Genomic DNA, 13,634 nt, shown 5'->3' with positions numbered 1-13,634 from the left:
TTCAGCCCTTCAGACCTGCATGCAGCGAGCCAGCGCATCTTCAAGGCGGTCGTTGCCCCAGAACATCTCGTCGCCGACGAAGAAAGTAGGCGCGCCGAACACACCCCGGTTTGCCGCGGCCTCGGTTTGTCGGCGCAGCCGCAGCTTGTTCGCATCGGACACAGCCTCATCAAGGATCGCCTGGGCCGGCAGGCCGAGCTGCGTAAGCACTTCCGCCAACTCATCACGCGAATCGATCTCGCTGTCCTCCACGAAGTTGAGCGACATCACCCGCCGGCAATAGGCGCCCATCCAGTCCTGCTGGGCACCCACCAGCGCGACGCGCAGGGGCAGCACTGACCCACGCGGAAATTTCGAGGGCCGAGTCCAGGGCAGGCGGTACTTCTCGCACTCCCGCGCCATGTCCTGCCAGACATAGGCGCCCTTCGCCTTTTGCAGCACGAAGGGCGAGTTGTTCCAGCCCAAGCTGTGAAAGATGGGGCCCAGCAGAAACGGACGCCAGCGCACTTCCACGCCATATCGGGCAGCGGCCGCCTCGATGCGCATCACGCTCAGATTGCTGTAGTTGCTCGCGAACTCGAACCAGAACTCGATTGTTTTGGGTTGGGACACTTCGTTCATGGCTCTTCGCTCTCATAGACGACCAGGCAGCGCAATTCGATGCTCTCGCGTAGCGGGGCGTCCGGGGGAATCTCCGGCAGGTCGAAGGCCGAGTGCAAGGTGAAACGGGCCACACCGCTGAGCCGAGAGTCGTACTGCTTGAACACCAGCGCCTCGTGACGATCCATCTCCGGAAAGTAGGACCAGCGATGCCTTTGTGAATGCTTCGCGACATAGATCTCCCCGGTGCGGCGCGGGTACCGAACCTCGCTCTCGACGAGATCCGCCGCTCGGACCGTGCGGGCATCGCAGACGGCGAGCGGCGTGTCCAGCACCGGCCCCTTGATGGAGCGCCAGATGTTGACGATGCCGTAACGCCTGACACGGGCGGCCGCTTGCACATCGTCAATGACCAAGGTCAGTCGCCTGCGACCCGAGGCCTCTGTGTAGTCGTTGTGGATACGGCCGTTGGCAGCGGCCATGGCGGCTCTTGCGCTGCGGCCAAAACTTAAGGGGCTTCGGCCCGCTTCGCGTTGTCGAACCAGGTGATCGAAGACGTAAGCCTGCCGTGCCCCCGTGGCAGCGAGCGCCAGTTCGGCGGCCTCCTGGTAGTAGATCGCCTTGACCGCAGCCTCATTGAGGAAGTCGATCACCGTGGTGGGCGCATCCCACAGCGCGAAGCCTTCACGTTCCAGGCAAGGTCTCTCGCTGGCCTGGCGGGCATCTGCGATGAGGGTGTGGTGCAGGGCGTACCCGCAGTTCTCCCAGGGCATGCCTGGCGGCGGCTCGCAGACATAGCTGTAGGGGCGTTCGGCGGTGGGCTTCAGGTAGTTCAGACCCGCCCGGATACCCGGCTTGGCAAGTTGCGACGTCATAGGGGCTCCAGCTTTTTCACACGGACCCATTGAACCCAGTCGAGGTGCCAATCTCAATCGACTTTCCGGTCCCTTCGCATGCGCAGCAGGAATGTCGTTCGGCAGGGAACTCGTTTGATGAAGGGCGCCGCGAACGCTTCAATGAGTCCGCCAATTCGATGAGGCGGTGCAAGCATGATCTGGATGAGGAAGCCCCTGAGCCCCACGGTCGTGGACGTCGATTTCGCGAAGTCCTACTGCGTCACGGCTTCAAGAGACGTGTGGGTCGTGTGCCTGACAGGCACGGCCTGGTTAACGCGAGACGGCTGCCTTGCCGATCTGATTCTTTCGCCGGGCGATGTGACGCGCGTCTTAAGGGCCGACGCTGCCCTCGTCACCGGCATGCCGCGCTGCAGGCTTGGGATTAGCGAGAAGCGCGAACACCTGGCTGACTTGCAAGGCATGACGACGGCCGTGATGTCGGCAGCGGTTTGCCCTGCCGAGCCCGCTGGTGAGATCAAGTAAAGGTCACCGGTCAGCGACTGCTTGTCGCAGCAATTCCAAGTTGGCTGGCTGGCAGGTTGGGTGCGAGCGCACCGGTTCGCCCCTTCGAGCTGCAGACATTCACGCCGGGTTGACGGACAGACCGGCGGCCCGGCATGGCTGCTTTGACCGCGATAACGGTCATGGTTGCCACCGCGGCGTCTGCTGAGCCGATGACGGTTTCGTGTTCCGGAGCATGAGCTGGCTACTTGTCGCGGAAGACGGCAGCCGCTGCAAAGCGGGCAAAGGACGGCATCGCTGGCAACGTCACAGAGCTTGCGATTGGGCCGGTTGTGATCCTCGCGCCTCGGGCCCGAGGGCCCATCACCGCGGCCAGTGATCACCGATTGACGTCGTGTGACGGCCGGCTTCTGTCCACTCCCGGCGGCGAAAGTTCGTTTGGAGTCCGATGCTGCCGTGACGGGACCTTGGACCCTTGACCGAGCTGCTCACGTACAAACGTCGTGCCGCGTACGAAAGATCCAATCCTCTGGGCAAGCTGGCGGTCCTCGGCAACCTCGGACGCCGCCAGCGCCTTCATGATGTGCGCCCAGCTCACCATCGCATCGGCACGAGTCAGCATGCCAGCTCGACCCGTTTTCGTGGCGACCAAAGCAGCGCGCAGGCGCCCCTCCTCCTTGGCCTTGATGCGCCACTGCGGCTCAAAGTTCCTGTTCTCCCCGCGCGACGCCTGCCGTGTTGCTTCCGCATCGATCCCCCAGCCGCGCAGCTTCTCTGCAAACGTCTCCCGCCACCGCTGCAGGTCCGCCTTGCGAGGATTCAGACGCTTGCCAGAGGCCGCCTCTGCCCGCACGCTCAGGTGAACATGCGGATTGGCCTGGTGCTCATGCAGGACCATGACATAGCGATGCCCCGACAACTCTGTCTGTGCGAATTCGCGCGCCGCCTTCTGCAAGAGCACCGCATTCGTGCCGGCTGGCATCGACAGCATGATGTTGAACGCTTCCCGCCGGTGGCCTTCTTCCGGGATCAGTGAACCGCCGTAGCGCCACTGATCCGCCAGGTCTCGCACGGCTTCCTTGCCTGTGCGAACCACCTCGCGGTCGTCCTCGATCTCCAGCTTGCCGGCCTTGCTGATGTACCGGAAATGCGCCGCGATGGCCGCCATCCCTCGGCCACCGCCCGTGACCTTGACCATCACCTGGGGCGCCCTGCGCACCGTCGCCTCGATGCGCTTTCTGATCACGGCGGCCTTGCGCAGCAGCTTCGCGTCCAGACGGGGCGGCGGCGCCGACTTGATGATCCGATTGCCGGGGTAAAACAGCCGCTCGCCCCACTGAACCAGAACACCGTCGATGTGCTGTCCATTGGTCATCTCCGCGGCCTCCTGGCGGGCCGGAGCTCGGCAATCAACGCAGCCGCGGTGGCCAAGTGCTGCCGTACATCCTTGGCCAAGGAAGTGATGCTGGCGCGATACGGCTCCAGCTGCGGGACAGACGCCCGGCCGAGCACCCGCAGGAACGTGTTGAGATCGGCGGACAGCGCGGCCACGCGATCCGTTGACGCCATGAGCGCTTTGACGGCCGACGCATGGTCTGCGGGCAAGGCAACGGGTGCCACGCCGTCGAGCAGCGAAGAGACATAGTCGCCCTGCGACATGTCGGCGGCGCGCGCCCGCGCGGCCAGCGACGCAGCATGAGCGCCCGAGACGCGCATCGTGACCTTCACAACCCCGCGGGTCGGGCGCTGAACTGGCTCGGGGAGGACGGCTTCCTCACCGCCTGATTGGGCCTTGAGCAGCAGCAAAACGGCCTGCCGCGTCAGAGCGGCAGGCGTCGTCTGCTGCCGCAGAGCTTGCGCACGGAGCCGATCACCCAGGCCGCGCAGATCAACGCACACACGGTCGCGGGCGTGCCCTCGCCCTCGCTTGCGAGGCGCACTGGTCGCGCTCGCTGCGGGCGGCACTGGCAAAGCAACCAGCAGATCAAGCTGCTGATGCCCGCTCTCGCGTCCTGTAGAGACCATGTGCCATATCGTGCGCCCACACTCGCCGACGCGATAGGTCACGACGGCTGGAGTCGTGGTCCATCCCAGGAGCGCCAAGCATGTATCACGACGCTCCGAGGCTTCCCGAAACGTCGCTCGCTGCTCACCATTCGTATCAACTCTTTAGCGCCAAACTCGCTTCACCATCAGCTGGGGCGAGTGCCCTGCCTACTACCGCACGAGTTCCGGGTGGTCACCAAAATTGCGCGTGCCGGTTGCAATGGCCCCGAGCGAAGCTTGCGTTGTTTCCCTTTTGAACCGACCGCTGACGCGTATGTCGGTGCCGGCGTGTCGGACACGACGATCGGCCACGCGGTCGAGCGGCCCTTCCCAGTCAACGCTTCGCGCAGCTACACGTTGTCGAAGCTTGCCTTGCCTCGTTTCCGGGCAAGCAATTGATCCATCTGAGGTCGAACTACGATGGTCGCCGCGGCAGTGCGCTGCGCCCCATCTGCACGGCTAAGCGCAGGCGCTGACCGCGCACCATCAACAAACGACTTCCAGCCGCGCCCGTCGCCGGCAGCGCTTCGCGCCACGCCCTGGCCTGCAACAAATATCCCGGACCGCGCTTGAGCTTCTCGGTTGCAGGTCGTCCCGGGCTCTCAGCCTTTGGCGTAGTGCTGTTCGAACTCTTGCATGAGTCCAGACAAGCTGCAGTTCAAAGCGGCGGCAATCCTGACGACACCGACAAAATTCGGAGTCGTGCGACCGGTCTCAATCATTGAAATGTTGGAGCGTCCGACGTTGGCTGCTAGGGCCAGCGCCTCCTGCGACATCCCGACGGCGACCCTCAGCGAAGCAATCGCCTTCCCAAGCGCCGCGGCGACTTTTGGATCGGTCGACTGCGATCCTGACGGTCGGCCTCGCCGAACTACCTTCTTGCTTACTGCCATGCCGGTAGCGTCGGCCGATGATATTTTTAAAACAACATTTAAATAAATACAGAAGCCGCTACGATTGACTTGTGCAGCCCGAGGCGTGCCCTCATGCCGACAGCTATCCCCGTGGGTGTGCGCTTCTCGCAGGAGCAGGACATGGCAGACATTTCTACATCGCGATCCAAGGCTTTGCGGCCAGATTTCGGCCCTGGTGGGGACGATCCCAGCGTCTTGGTCGCCGCCAACACTGATCCGCATGCCGCTTGGACGCTTCTAGACGAAGCCTCTGAAGACTTGGTGCGCGCTGAAGCCATCGTCGATCTTCTCGGGCTGGAGATGCAGGCCTCAAGGCATCAGCTCTACTCGGCTCAGGTTGCCGGGGAATTCCTACGAGCAGCAAGTGAGCGGGTATCGGAAGCTCGCGATCTGATCCGGGAAGTCGACTTAGCGAGCAGGAGTCAGCAGGTGACCCACAAGTGAAGTAGCTGTAAGCGCTTTGGGCGCTCAAGGTCTGGCTAAAGCGCTTGCTCTTGCGCACCCAATACCGGTCCGCGAATCACGCCCGCCGATGGGACGCTCATGGTGGAGGCAAAGGCACGTCCGATCCGAAGTGTGGCTATCGCATGCAATGGGTAGGGGGCGATAAAAGTCGATCAACTGCTGCTCACCCCCGCGCAGTCGCGAGGCGACTGGTCAGCTCGTCATATTGGAACTGGAACTTTGGCGCGTTCTTCTTCAGCCGGCGGAGGTTCGACAACTTCCACTGAAGGGCCGGCAGCTGCCTGAGATGGGTGTACGGCAGCAACGACCAATCCGGCTCCGCTCGCACCATGGAGCGCAGGAAGTCGCAGTGCCGCGGCAGCAGCTGGCGCGGAAGCTCTTCCAGTATGCGCCGCCGTGTCGACAGCAAATCATCCAGCTCGACGGCTTGCATCGTCATTCCCTCGAACTCCGCCTTGAACACGTCCGCCAGCGGCTTCTCGTTTGGAAACAACACCTCATGTGTTGGACGGTTATGGCCCGCAAGGTAGACCACGAAGCAGTCCAGTAGCGGTTCTTCCCAGCCATGGCTTTCGAGCATCAACTTGACGTCGAACAGGTCCCGCGGATGCTGGCGATCCAGTGCCGCCACCAGCTTGCTGCCGTAGAGCTCGGCATCGGCAAGGACTGGGACCTGGATGTCCGCGGCAAACATTTGCTGGGCCGCACTCGTCAGCGAGCGGCGCATCGGATCCATCACCGTGCCACGAAAGACGAAGTTGACCTCGACCTTGACCTCCACGTCGGCGCTCCGGACGAACAGCTTTGCTTCGGTGCCGTCCCTGTTCTTGCGGAGCTCAACGTCGTACCCCAGGGCCATTACTCGCCCTTGTGCGGTGGCGAGTTCGGCGCCGATGGTCTGCAGCGCATCCTCGCGCGGCAGATCGTAGGGAACGAAGACCACGTCGATGTCCACAGACAAGCGCGGCATGTCCTGGACGAAGAGGTTGAGCGCCGTGCCCCCCTTCATTGCGAACACGGGCGACTCGAAGACGGCCGGTGCAATGTCCAGCAGCAGTTGGACTGTTCGAACGTATGCGTTGTTCACGTCGGCCGCTTTAGGTTGAGCCGCTCGCCGGACTTGGTGGTGGACACCCAGCGGCGGCCTCCGCCCAGGCGCTCACTGTGTTGGCGCGCAAGGCCAGCCCAAGACAGGCCCAGCTCCTCGGCCAGAGCATGAGCCAGCCTTGCGACCTTGATCCGTTTGAGATGGGCGAGAAGCTCTTCCAGCACAGGCTGGCGCAGCGTTCGTGCGCTCTCGACCAAGTGACGTGCCTCCTCGAGTTCCTGCCCCTTGCCCACGTCGCTCAACAATTCGAGCAGTGCTCGTTCGGCGGTGGAGACGAGCACGTCAGACCGCCCCCCATGCAATGCGCCCAAGCCGACATTGGCCGGCAGTCCTGGATCGAAGAGATGGGTCGCCTGGTAGTCCGCCGGGAAGACCGATGTGAACCAGGTCGGCAGCGATGTCGACTTGTCACCCCAAAGGATCAGCCGATCTTTGACGGCGAGGTTTTGCCGCACCCCTCGCCATGCAAGCGCAGTTTTCCCGCCGACATGCAGGCCAGGTATCGACTCTGCCAAACGGGCCAAGCTGGCATCGCGGCCCAGTTGGTCCCCTGGAAGGATGTAGACGCCGTGTCCGAGGCGCTCAAGCCAGCCAGCTTGTGCGAGCCTGGACACCTGCTTGGCGGTCAATCCACGCGCCTGCAGCCAAGTGGTCGGCACGGGCGAGCCTCGCGGCAGCTCCGGCAGCAGTTCGCGGAATAGAAAAGATGGCGAAGCTCCCATTTCAGGTGGATCTTACGGATTTTTCCATTCCGTCGCCACGCTTTGTCGATCAGCGTTCGAATCTTAAGGTCTAGCAACTATGCGGCCGAAAGCATAGAAATTCCGTCAATCTTCTTGAAGAGCCGGCAATACACCAACTTTTCTATTCCGCAAGTCAATGCACTGGCGCCGTCGACACGGCGGCCCGTCGGACGGGCTAGAGAACGAGCTTGGCCAGCGCCTCCGCGGCATGGTCCTCGCGCAGATGCCCATAGTGCTTTTCGATCATCTCGACGCTCGTCCCACTGAGCAGGGCTACGGTCAGCAGGTCGAGTCCATCGACGACCAGGTCCGTGATCGTTGAATGCCTCAAGGTGTACAGGACGGTCCCTGCAGGCAGGCCCGCAGCCGCCGCTGCTTGCTTCATCGGTTTTTTCCAGGCGTCCTTGTTCCAGGCTTTGCCGCTGCCCTGCGCGAAAAGTGGCGCAGCAGGCAGTTTGTCGGTCGTCAGCTTCGCGAGGATGCCCGCCGTGAACTTGGGCAGCTTGATACGACGATCCTGTCCGGCCTTGTCCTTGCCAATGGTCAAGACACCATGCCTCTTGTCGAACTGTCCAACGGTCAGTGCAGCAAGTGCGCCAGGCCGCAATGGCAGATGGGTCATGCCCTTGACGAACTCGACGAAGTCCGCGTCGACGCAGCTGATCAGCTTTCGCCGTTGCTCGCGATCGAGGTACACGGTCCGACGGCCGTCGGCTCCCTTCGTCGGGCGCAGCGCAACGCGCCAGGCCATGTCCGTCGTCACGTCGCCCACATCGTGTGCGTAGTTGAGTGCTGCACGAAGCGCCGCACAGTCACGGTTGACCGATGACGCGGCTCGCGGACGAGTCCGAGGGGTCTTGGCGCGTGGATCGACGACAACCGGCGTCGCAGCCAGACCGGCCCGCCAGGCATCCACCTGGCGCCTCGTGAGCTTGGCAATCGCGACGCTGCCGAAGGGTGTGTCATCGACCCATCGAGCGAACCGCGCTTGCAGGTCGTCCGCAGTGTCATCTCCCTTGGTCGTCCGCACATGCTTGACGTAGTTCTCGCATGCGATCCGAACCGTCGCGGATACGACCGCACCGCCCCGACCCAGGTGCGTGAACCACTGCTCCGCATCCTTCTTCGCGGCGTCGTAGCGCTGGGCCGGCGGCAGCTTCGAAAAGTCTCCCAAGCTGGTCTTGGCCCGATGACCAGTTTCAGGGTCCCTGTACCTCGCGTACCAAGCTCCGACGGACCCTGCTGTGAGCTTGCGATATCCGAGCATGCAGCCGCCGGCAAGCCTGACCCAATAGGGCTCCGACCTCGGCTTCGCCCTGGTCCGCGCGTCGACGGTATCGATCTTGGCACCCATGCTTTCCTCCACTTCAGAAGGCCCTTCCATTGTGGGCCAAAGTGGGCCAAAAGTGGGCCAAACGTCTATGGATTTCCCGGGACGTCGCGGGACGTTTTCATAGGAGAAATTGAAATTCGCGCATGCTCACTTTCTCCCAGTACCCTGCCCTCCGAAGGCAGGGGTTGTTGGTTCGATCCCAACCGGGCGCACCAGATGCAGCAGTGACTTACAGCACCTGAGGGTGCTCAGTTCAGCATCCAAGCGCGGTATTCGACGCTTACGGTTGCCGGCGGTTTCCCGCAGTAAATGGTTGAACGTGGGGTCTGGAGACGTTTGAGCTCGATTGATCGTCGAAGCCAGCTCGAGACCTTAGGGAGAGCGCCGGTGGCGCTGTGTCCGAGCGCGTACCTTCCCGGCAGGCGCTGAACATACTGGGCCGCCCCGGCAGGGCGGACACCCTTTACTGAAACTGTTGCTGAATGCGCTGCACGCTCTCGGCAATCATCTGGCGCAGCTCTGCGCTATAGCTGATCTTGCGGGACGGCTCTCTCACCACTGCGTCGCCAAGCTGGACACGCATGCTTGTGAGTGCAGCCGACTTCAGCAAAGAAGATCGCCATTCTTCGTTGGTCTCCGTGGACGCATTTCGTAGCGAGGGAACCTTTCGCTTGCGCAAGAGTCGTATGACGACCTCCTCAGCCTGCCGAACCGCAGCACGACGCCTCTCGGTTTCCTTGCTGTCTCGAGCTGTCCGCGCTTGGTCCCGCACCCTGATGTAGAGCGCCGCATGGGTCTTCAATGCGCAATGAGACACCTTCATTTCACGCGCAACGGATGCGACGCATTCCCCAGCTTCAAGAGCTGCGGCGAGCCTCTGCTTGAGAGTGGCGTGGTCGACAAGCTGATAGGCGCGCTTCCCTGTTCGGGGACGTCGATCCATGGGCAGATCGCACTTCTCAAGCTCACCGCGTAGCAAGGCGACCAGATCCAGTTGCTGGGTCAACGAGATGTCGATCAGGCGAAACAGGAGGCACTTAGATTTCGGAAGTCGCAGCCACACCGAGAACGAAGAGGGGGTCATGTCCAACGACTTGGCAGCGGAGACAATGCCCTTACCTGACATGCAATGTGCACGCAGGCTCGCCTTCATCCTGATGGGGTCAGCGCCTTTGAGACTGGGCAACGCCTCGACCAGGCGTCGGCATTGCCGGGCGACCCACAGGTCGGCGTCAGTGCATTCGGCCACCTCCTCTTCTGAAGAGCACTTCAAGCCGATCGACCCGCACTTCAAGCAGACACCAGGCAGGTTCGCCGGGCTGGACCGGTGCGACGCCCGTTCGCCCTGGCACCTTGGCGCAATGAGCGGACAGCAATGCTTGTCGCAGACGGTGACTGGCTCCAATCTCCAGAGCAGTCGCTCAAACATCGGCCTGCCCTCGCGGCGATCCTCGTCAAAACACTGAAGACACACCCTGCTCTCGCGCGTCACCAGCCGCTGGCCGCAGATGAAAGGCGACAGGTTGCTTAGCCCACACTGTAGAACCTCGGACACGCCGGTGTTGCGCGCAAACCAATCGGCCAGCGTTGCTGCTCTGTCGCTCACGCCAACCAGATCCTGTCCGTTCCGGTGCAGCCAATCGCGCGCCAGGCTGATTGGCTCGTGATCTTGGCCTTCGTCACCAAGGTGCTCCTCCACGAATCCTCGAGGTGACATTCGATGCTTGTGAGCCAGGCGCTTGAGGTAGCTGATGAGACTTTCCGCATTGCCACCGAGCCCGGCTGGTGGCTGCCGGAACAACCGTGGGGCGACGTTGACCGGCTCATCCTCGAAGAAAAACATGCCATCAACCATTGCGGCGACCTCCCACAACGCGCAAGAACTGCTCGTCATTCATCGCTTGAGCGCTCGGCGACCCATACGTAGCGTCCTTCAGACTCTCGGACCCCTTCACCACGTCCCTGTGGATCTTGTCCAAGGCGGCGGGCGTCTTGCGCATCTTCCCGAACATCTCCTTAGTGATGGTCTCCGTCTTCGACTTCATCTGCAGGTGGGCAAGTCGGCACAAGGCCATCTTGAGCAGGCCAATGGCCCCTACCGACATGAGCATCAACGGCCACCACATGGCGCAGAGGTCCGGAACGTTTTGGCAAGGCCAGTTGTCCTGGTACTTCTGAACTGCCATGTAGAACTCCCATTCGTTGCTGGTCTCACCCGCCTTGGGCTTTGGTGGAGGGGCCTTGAGCTCGACTGGTTGGTTGAGCTTTCCCTTCTCGACGTCCAGGTAGGGCCGGAAGTGGACGATTTCAGTTCGTCGCGCCACCTGTGCGTACTCCACCATCATGTCGGCCAGGTCGTAGTTGCCGATCAGCAAGAGCTTGAAGCCATCGATGTCGGCCAAGCTCTTGAGGGTGTCCATGACCGCCGCGTAGCCACTCTCACCAAACCGCGTCAGGTGAAACGCTTCGTCGATCATGCAGACACGCACATTGCGCTCGCGAATCATGGTCTCGACGAACTCGCGCAACGCCGCCACGGTCATTGCGCCATGTGCGTACTCAAGGCGACCACTGACCTCGTGGGTCGCTTTCGCCCCGCGTAGAACCCCAAGCCCCCCGCCGTGCAGCATCCGGCCGTAGATCACTCGCCACGACAGCGAGCGCTCGCCATTTGCAGGGGCCGAGATGTAGAGGACCGGCATGTCCGCTGCGCCGTCAGACGCATCCGTCCGGTAGCGCCTTATCAGCGCATTGCGGACGGCCCGAGTGCACGTAGTCTTCCCAGCTGCGGTCATGCCGACCAAAGCAACGATTCGGGTCTCAGCATCGCCGTCCAAGAGCTCCAGGACGTCGCCGACGACTCGGACCAGTTCGGCATGCTGCATCTGTAGCATGTGAAACCATCGAAGGCGTTCGAAGCTTGGCCTTTGGAGGATCTGTTCGCGCGTGAGCTTCTTCAGCGTCGCGTCAATGGGCAACTCTTCAGTGCGAAGCGCAGTGCTCATGTCATCGTGTTTGGACATATTCAGCTCACTTTCGATCTAGAGGAATTCTTCGAGGGCTTCGCCAACGAGGGCGTCTTCGTCTTGCCGCTGTGTGGGTTGACGCCTCGGATGCAGTTCCAACGCGGGGCTGGCAGCATCGAACTCCGCACCGCTGTGCCCCGTAGGCGCCGGCAAGGCATGGTCAACCGCTACGGCGTCATCGGCCTTGCCAACATGCATGCCAAAAGCACTGGGGTTGCGGCAAACGTCGAATTCCCGGTCGTCCCCGGTGTCGAGCATCCCGGGCTTCAGTGCACCCAACATGTTGTACATGTTGAGTAGGTACTTCTCCTCGCGCTGCTGCCCTGCCAGACGGGCGTCGTACGCCTCTGGCGGGAAGTTGTTGAACCCTTCGCCCTTGTAGGCCTCTCGGTCGGTCTTGGCGGCTGTGCCGGCTGCGCTGGAATGTGCTCGAGCGGTGATTGCGACCTCGCGCCGCGTCCGTCCGTCCAGGTGGCGCGAGTTGATGCCAACCGCGGCCTTCCACCGGCCGGCCACGTTGACATAGACGACACGCGCAGCAAAGGGCTCCACACGAACCTCGACCTTGGTTCCATTGGGAAGTTCTCGTAGGTCGGCGTGGGCGTACCACATGCCATCCACCCAGACCCCGCGCCGCGGTTCGACCTTGTGAAATGGCCGCTTCGCGTGGGGACTGGTCAACAACATCAGATTACGGTCGTAGCTGACGATGACGTGCTTGCGAGCGCCGGCCTCCTTTTGCCTCTCGATCTCGTACTGGTGCGGCGTCATGCCCAGGGCATCGCTCATCCGATGCTCCCGCGCGGTGAAGTAGTAGTCCTGCAGGATGTTGTAGGCGCTGACCAGCGTGTGAGATGCGAAGTTGAAGCCGTTCATCGACTTGGTCGTCAACCTCGGGTCCTTTAGGGAGATCGTGTTGCCGACGAGGCTCGATATCCGCTCGCGCTCAGCGGCGCCAAGCGCCGCCTCGACGGGTGCCGCGCCGCGAGGTTCCCCGGGCGGCCGATACCGCAGATCGATACCGTAGAGACGGCAAAACTCGCGCAGGGTCCCGCTCTTGAACTCCTTGCCGTTGTCGACGGAGAGAACCCGCGGCAAGCGGCCGTGCCGTCGCACGTAGTCGCGCATGACCAGTAAGACCGTGCTTGCCGACGGTGGGGCATAGAGCAGAAGCATCGCGCGGGCCTGCAACGTACCGCCGTCCTCACCGATCGACAGCCAGGGCTTGTGAAGCTGCAGCGACGGATCGTCACCGGACACGGTGGCCAAGTTGATCGGCGTGTGATCGATGTAGCAGACCTCATGAGGCAACACACCATGAACCGGCAGGTGATTTGCACCGGGCACAGTGATCTTCCCAAGCTGGTAGGCAACCCGCTTGCCCTTCCGAGCGTTGATGCTCTTCTGCTCCTTGATGCGGTGATAGAACGTGGTCTTTGAGACCGCGTAGGGTTTGGGCTTGTCGGGCTCGTCCTCTTCCATCTGCTCGCAGAGCGCCCGGTAGTACTTGAAGGCGGCAACCTTTGTCGGTGCTTCTTTCGTGTTGTATTTCTCCTTGATCGCGCGCCTGATGACGTCTTCTGATCGCTCGTCCAGGCGTGCCTGGCGGTTCCCACGGCTCTCCACGTCGTCCACAAGCGCAACGAGCGCTTCAAGGTCGTTGCGCGCTTGACGCGTCTTCGCCGCGAAGCGCTCGAGGCTCGCGACGGAGAACTTCGAAAGGTCCTTGTTGCGCAGCGCATCCAAGCGCGCTTGCGCGCGGGCGATCTGCTCTTTGGAGAGGTCGCTGTACTGCGGGCCTATTGCCCCCGAGGCATCGACCTGAAGAAGACCTTCGTCGTTCATCCGCATGAACGTGCTCAGGCTCCACGACTCTTGCTGGCCGCGCTCGTCTCGCATCAACACATCGCGCTCGGTTGCCAGTGATCTTGCCCCTGCATAACCGGACACGGTCTATGCGCTGGTTGGCGCGCTCCCGGTCTGGGTGACGCGCTGTTGATGTTGCCTGAACTCCCTGGGTGACCGCATCCGCAGGCTCGAG

The 13,634-nt window shown here is 62.3% G+C and carries 13 protein-coding genes; 2 read left to right on the top strand and 11 right to left on the bottom strand.

The features are described from left to right. Nucleotides 1–9 precede the first annotated feature (9 nt). Nucleotides 10–621, bottom strand: coding sequence for a 2-hydroxychromene-2-carboxylate isomerase (locus ASC81_RS08910; protein ID WP_056265498.1), 612 nt, complete (start codon nt 619–621; stop codon nt 10–12). Beyond that, complete coding sequence (locus tag ASC81_RS08905) at nt 618–1,475, bottom strand: CmcJ/NvfI family oxidoreductase (protein WP_056265494.1); 858 nt, start codon at nt 1,473–1,475, stop codon at nt 618–620. The genes ASC81_RS08910 and ASC81_RS08905 overlap by 4 nt, the downstream gene beginning before the upstream one ends. Nucleotides 1,476–1,658: 183 nt before the next feature. Between ASC81_RS08905 and ASC81_RS08900 the strand changes: the two genes are divergently transcribed. Then, on the top strand, nt 1,659–1,979 hold the full coding sequence (locus ASC81_RS08900) for a DUF2917 domain-containing protein (RefSeq protein WP_162245879.1): 321 nt from the start codon (nt 1,659–1,661) through the stop codon (nt 1,977–1,979). A gap of 358 nt (nt 1,980–2,337) precedes the next feature. On the opposite strand, the gene ASC81_RS08895 is transcribed toward ASC81_RS08900, so the two are convergent. The 3 genes from ASC81_RS08895 to ASC81_RS28280 all read right to left on the bottom strand — a co-directional run bounded on the left by ASC81_RS08895 (nt 2,338) and on the right by ASC81_RS28280 (nt 4,780). Next, nucleotides 2,338–3,333 carry a relaxase/mobilization nuclease domain-containing protein gene (locus ASC81_RS08895; RefSeq protein ID WP_056265490.1) on the bottom strand — a complete coding sequence of 332 codons (996 nt, stop codon included), beginning with the start codon at nt 3,331–3,333 and terminating at the stop codon, nt 2,338–2,340. Then, nucleotides 3,330–4,025, bottom strand: a complete 696-nt coding sequence (locus ASC81_RS27815) for a hypothetical protein (RefSeq protein ID WP_162253757.1) — start codon at nt 4,023–4,025, stop codon at nt 3,330–3,332. Before ASC81_RS27815 ends, ASC81_RS08895 begins: the two co-directional genes overlap by 4 nt. Before the next feature lie 581 nt (nt 4,026–4,606). Beyond that, a complete protein-coding gene (locus tag ASC81_RS28280) occupies nt 4,607–4,780 on the bottom strand; it encodes a helix-turn-helix domain-containing protein (protein ID WP_369820848.1) in 174 nt (57 codons plus the stop codon). Between the two features lie 258 nt (nt 4,781–5,038). Between ASC81_RS28280 and ASC81_RS27345 the strand changes: the two genes are divergently transcribed. Next, complete coding sequence (locus ASC81_RS27345; RefSeq protein WP_162245877.1) at nt 5,039–5,362, top strand: hypothetical protein; 324 nt, start codon at nt 5,039–5,041, stop codon at nt 5,360–5,362. Nucleotides 5,363–5,546: 184 nt separating this feature from the next. On the opposite strand, the gene ASC81_RS08880 is transcribed toward ASC81_RS27345, so the two are convergent. The 6 genes from ASC81_RS08880 to ASC81_RS08850 all read right to left on the bottom strand — a co-directional run bounded on the left by ASC81_RS08880 (nt 5,547) and on the right by ASC81_RS08850 (nt 13,498). Continuing rightward, entirely contained in the window at nt 5,547–6,470 is a 924-nt protein-coding gene (locus ASC81_RS08880; RefSeq protein ID WP_056265481.1) for a nucleotidyl transferase AbiEii/AbiGii toxin family protein, read from the bottom strand. After that, nucleotides 6,467–7,213 carry a type IV toxin-antitoxin system AbiEi family antitoxin domain-containing protein gene (locus ASC81_RS08875; RefSeq protein ID WP_056265479.1) on the bottom strand — a complete coding sequence of 249 codons (747 nt, stop codon included), beginning with the start codon at nt 7,211–7,213 and terminating at the stop codon, nt 6,467–6,469. Before ASC81_RS08875 ends, ASC81_RS08880 begins: the two co-directional genes overlap by 4 nt. Before the next feature lie 196 nt (nt 7,214–7,409). Then, a complete protein-coding gene (locus tag ASC81_RS08870; RefSeq protein WP_082536393.1) occupies nt 7,410–8,588 on the bottom strand; it encodes a tyrosine-type recombinase/integrase in 1,179 nt (392 codons plus the stop codon). 442 nt (nt 8,589–9,030) lie between these two features. After that, nucleotides 9,031–10,410 carry a TniQ family protein gene (locus ASC81_RS08860; protein ID WP_162245876.1) on the bottom strand — a complete coding sequence of 460 codons (1,380 nt, stop codon included), beginning with the start codon at nt 10,408–10,410 and terminating at the stop codon, nt 9,031–9,033. 4 nt (nt 10,411–10,414) lie between these two features. Then, complete coding sequence (locus tag ASC81_RS08855) at nt 10,415–11,590, bottom strand: ATP-binding protein (RefSeq protein ID WP_056265471.1); 1,176 nt, start codon at nt 11,588–11,590, stop codon at nt 10,415–10,417. 18 nt (nt 11,591–11,608) lie between these two features. Next, on the bottom strand, nt 11,609–13,498 hold the full coding sequence (locus tag ASC81_RS08850) for a DDE-type integrase/transposase/recombinase (protein WP_056265469.1): 1,890 nt from the start codon (nt 13,496–13,498) through the stop codon (nt 11,609–11,611). Nucleotides 13,499–13,634 lie beyond the last annotated feature (136 nt).

It is taken from the genome of Pelomonas sp. Root405 (assembly GCF_001425165.1).
Lineage (GTDB): Bacteria > Pseudomonadota > Gammaproteobacteria > Burkholderiales > Burkholderiaceae_C > Pelomonas.
Note: the sequence above shows the minus strand (reverse complement) of the source record. Positions and strands in the feature narration are given on the sequence as shown.

What these genes read in the sequence shown, in the direction of transcription:
- ASC81_RS28280 (WP_369820848.1), bottom strand. Translation starts at nt 4,780, where the DNA reads ATGTCGCAGGAGGCGCTGGCCCTAGCAGCCAACGTCGGACGCTCCAAC.
- ASC81_RS08855 (WP_056265471.1), bottom strand. Translation starts at nt 11,590, where the DNA reads ATGTCCAAACACGATGACATGAGCACTGCGCTTCGCACTGAAGAGTTG.
- ASC81_RS08910 (WP_056265498.1), bottom strand. Translation starts at nt 621, where the DNA reads ATGAACGAAGTGTCCCAACCCAAAACAATCGAGTTCTGGTTCGAGTTC.
- ASC81_RS08905 (WP_056265494.1), bottom strand. Translation starts at nt 1,475, where the DNA reads ATGACGTCGCAACTTGCCAAGCCGGGTATCCGGGCGGGTCTGAACTAC.
- ASC81_RS08900 (WP_162245879.1), top strand. Translation starts at nt 1,659, where the DNA reads ATGAGGAAGCCCCTGAGCCCCACGGTCGTGGACGTCGATTTCGCGAAG.
- ASC81_RS27345 (WP_162245877.1), top strand. Translation starts at nt 5,039, where the DNA reads ATGGCAGACATTTCTACATCGCGATCCAAGGCTTTGCGGCCAGATTTC.
- ASC81_RS08870 (WP_082536393.1), bottom strand. Translation starts at nt 8,588, where the DNA reads ATGGGTGCCAAGATCGATACCGTCGACGCGCGGACCAGGGCGAAGCCG.
- ASC81_RS08895 (WP_056265490.1), bottom strand. Translation starts at nt 3,333, where the DNA reads ATGACCAATGGACAGCACATCGACGGTGTTCTGGTTCAGTGGGGCGAG.
- ASC81_RS08860 (WP_162245876.1), bottom strand. Translation starts at nt 10,410, where the DNA reads ATGTTTTTCTTCGAGGATGAGCCGGTCAACGTCGCCCCACGGTTGTTC.
- ASC81_RS08875 (WP_056265479.1), bottom strand. Translation starts at nt 7,213, where the DNA reads ATGGGAGCTTCGCCATCTTTTCTATTCCGCGAACTGCTGCCGGAGCTG.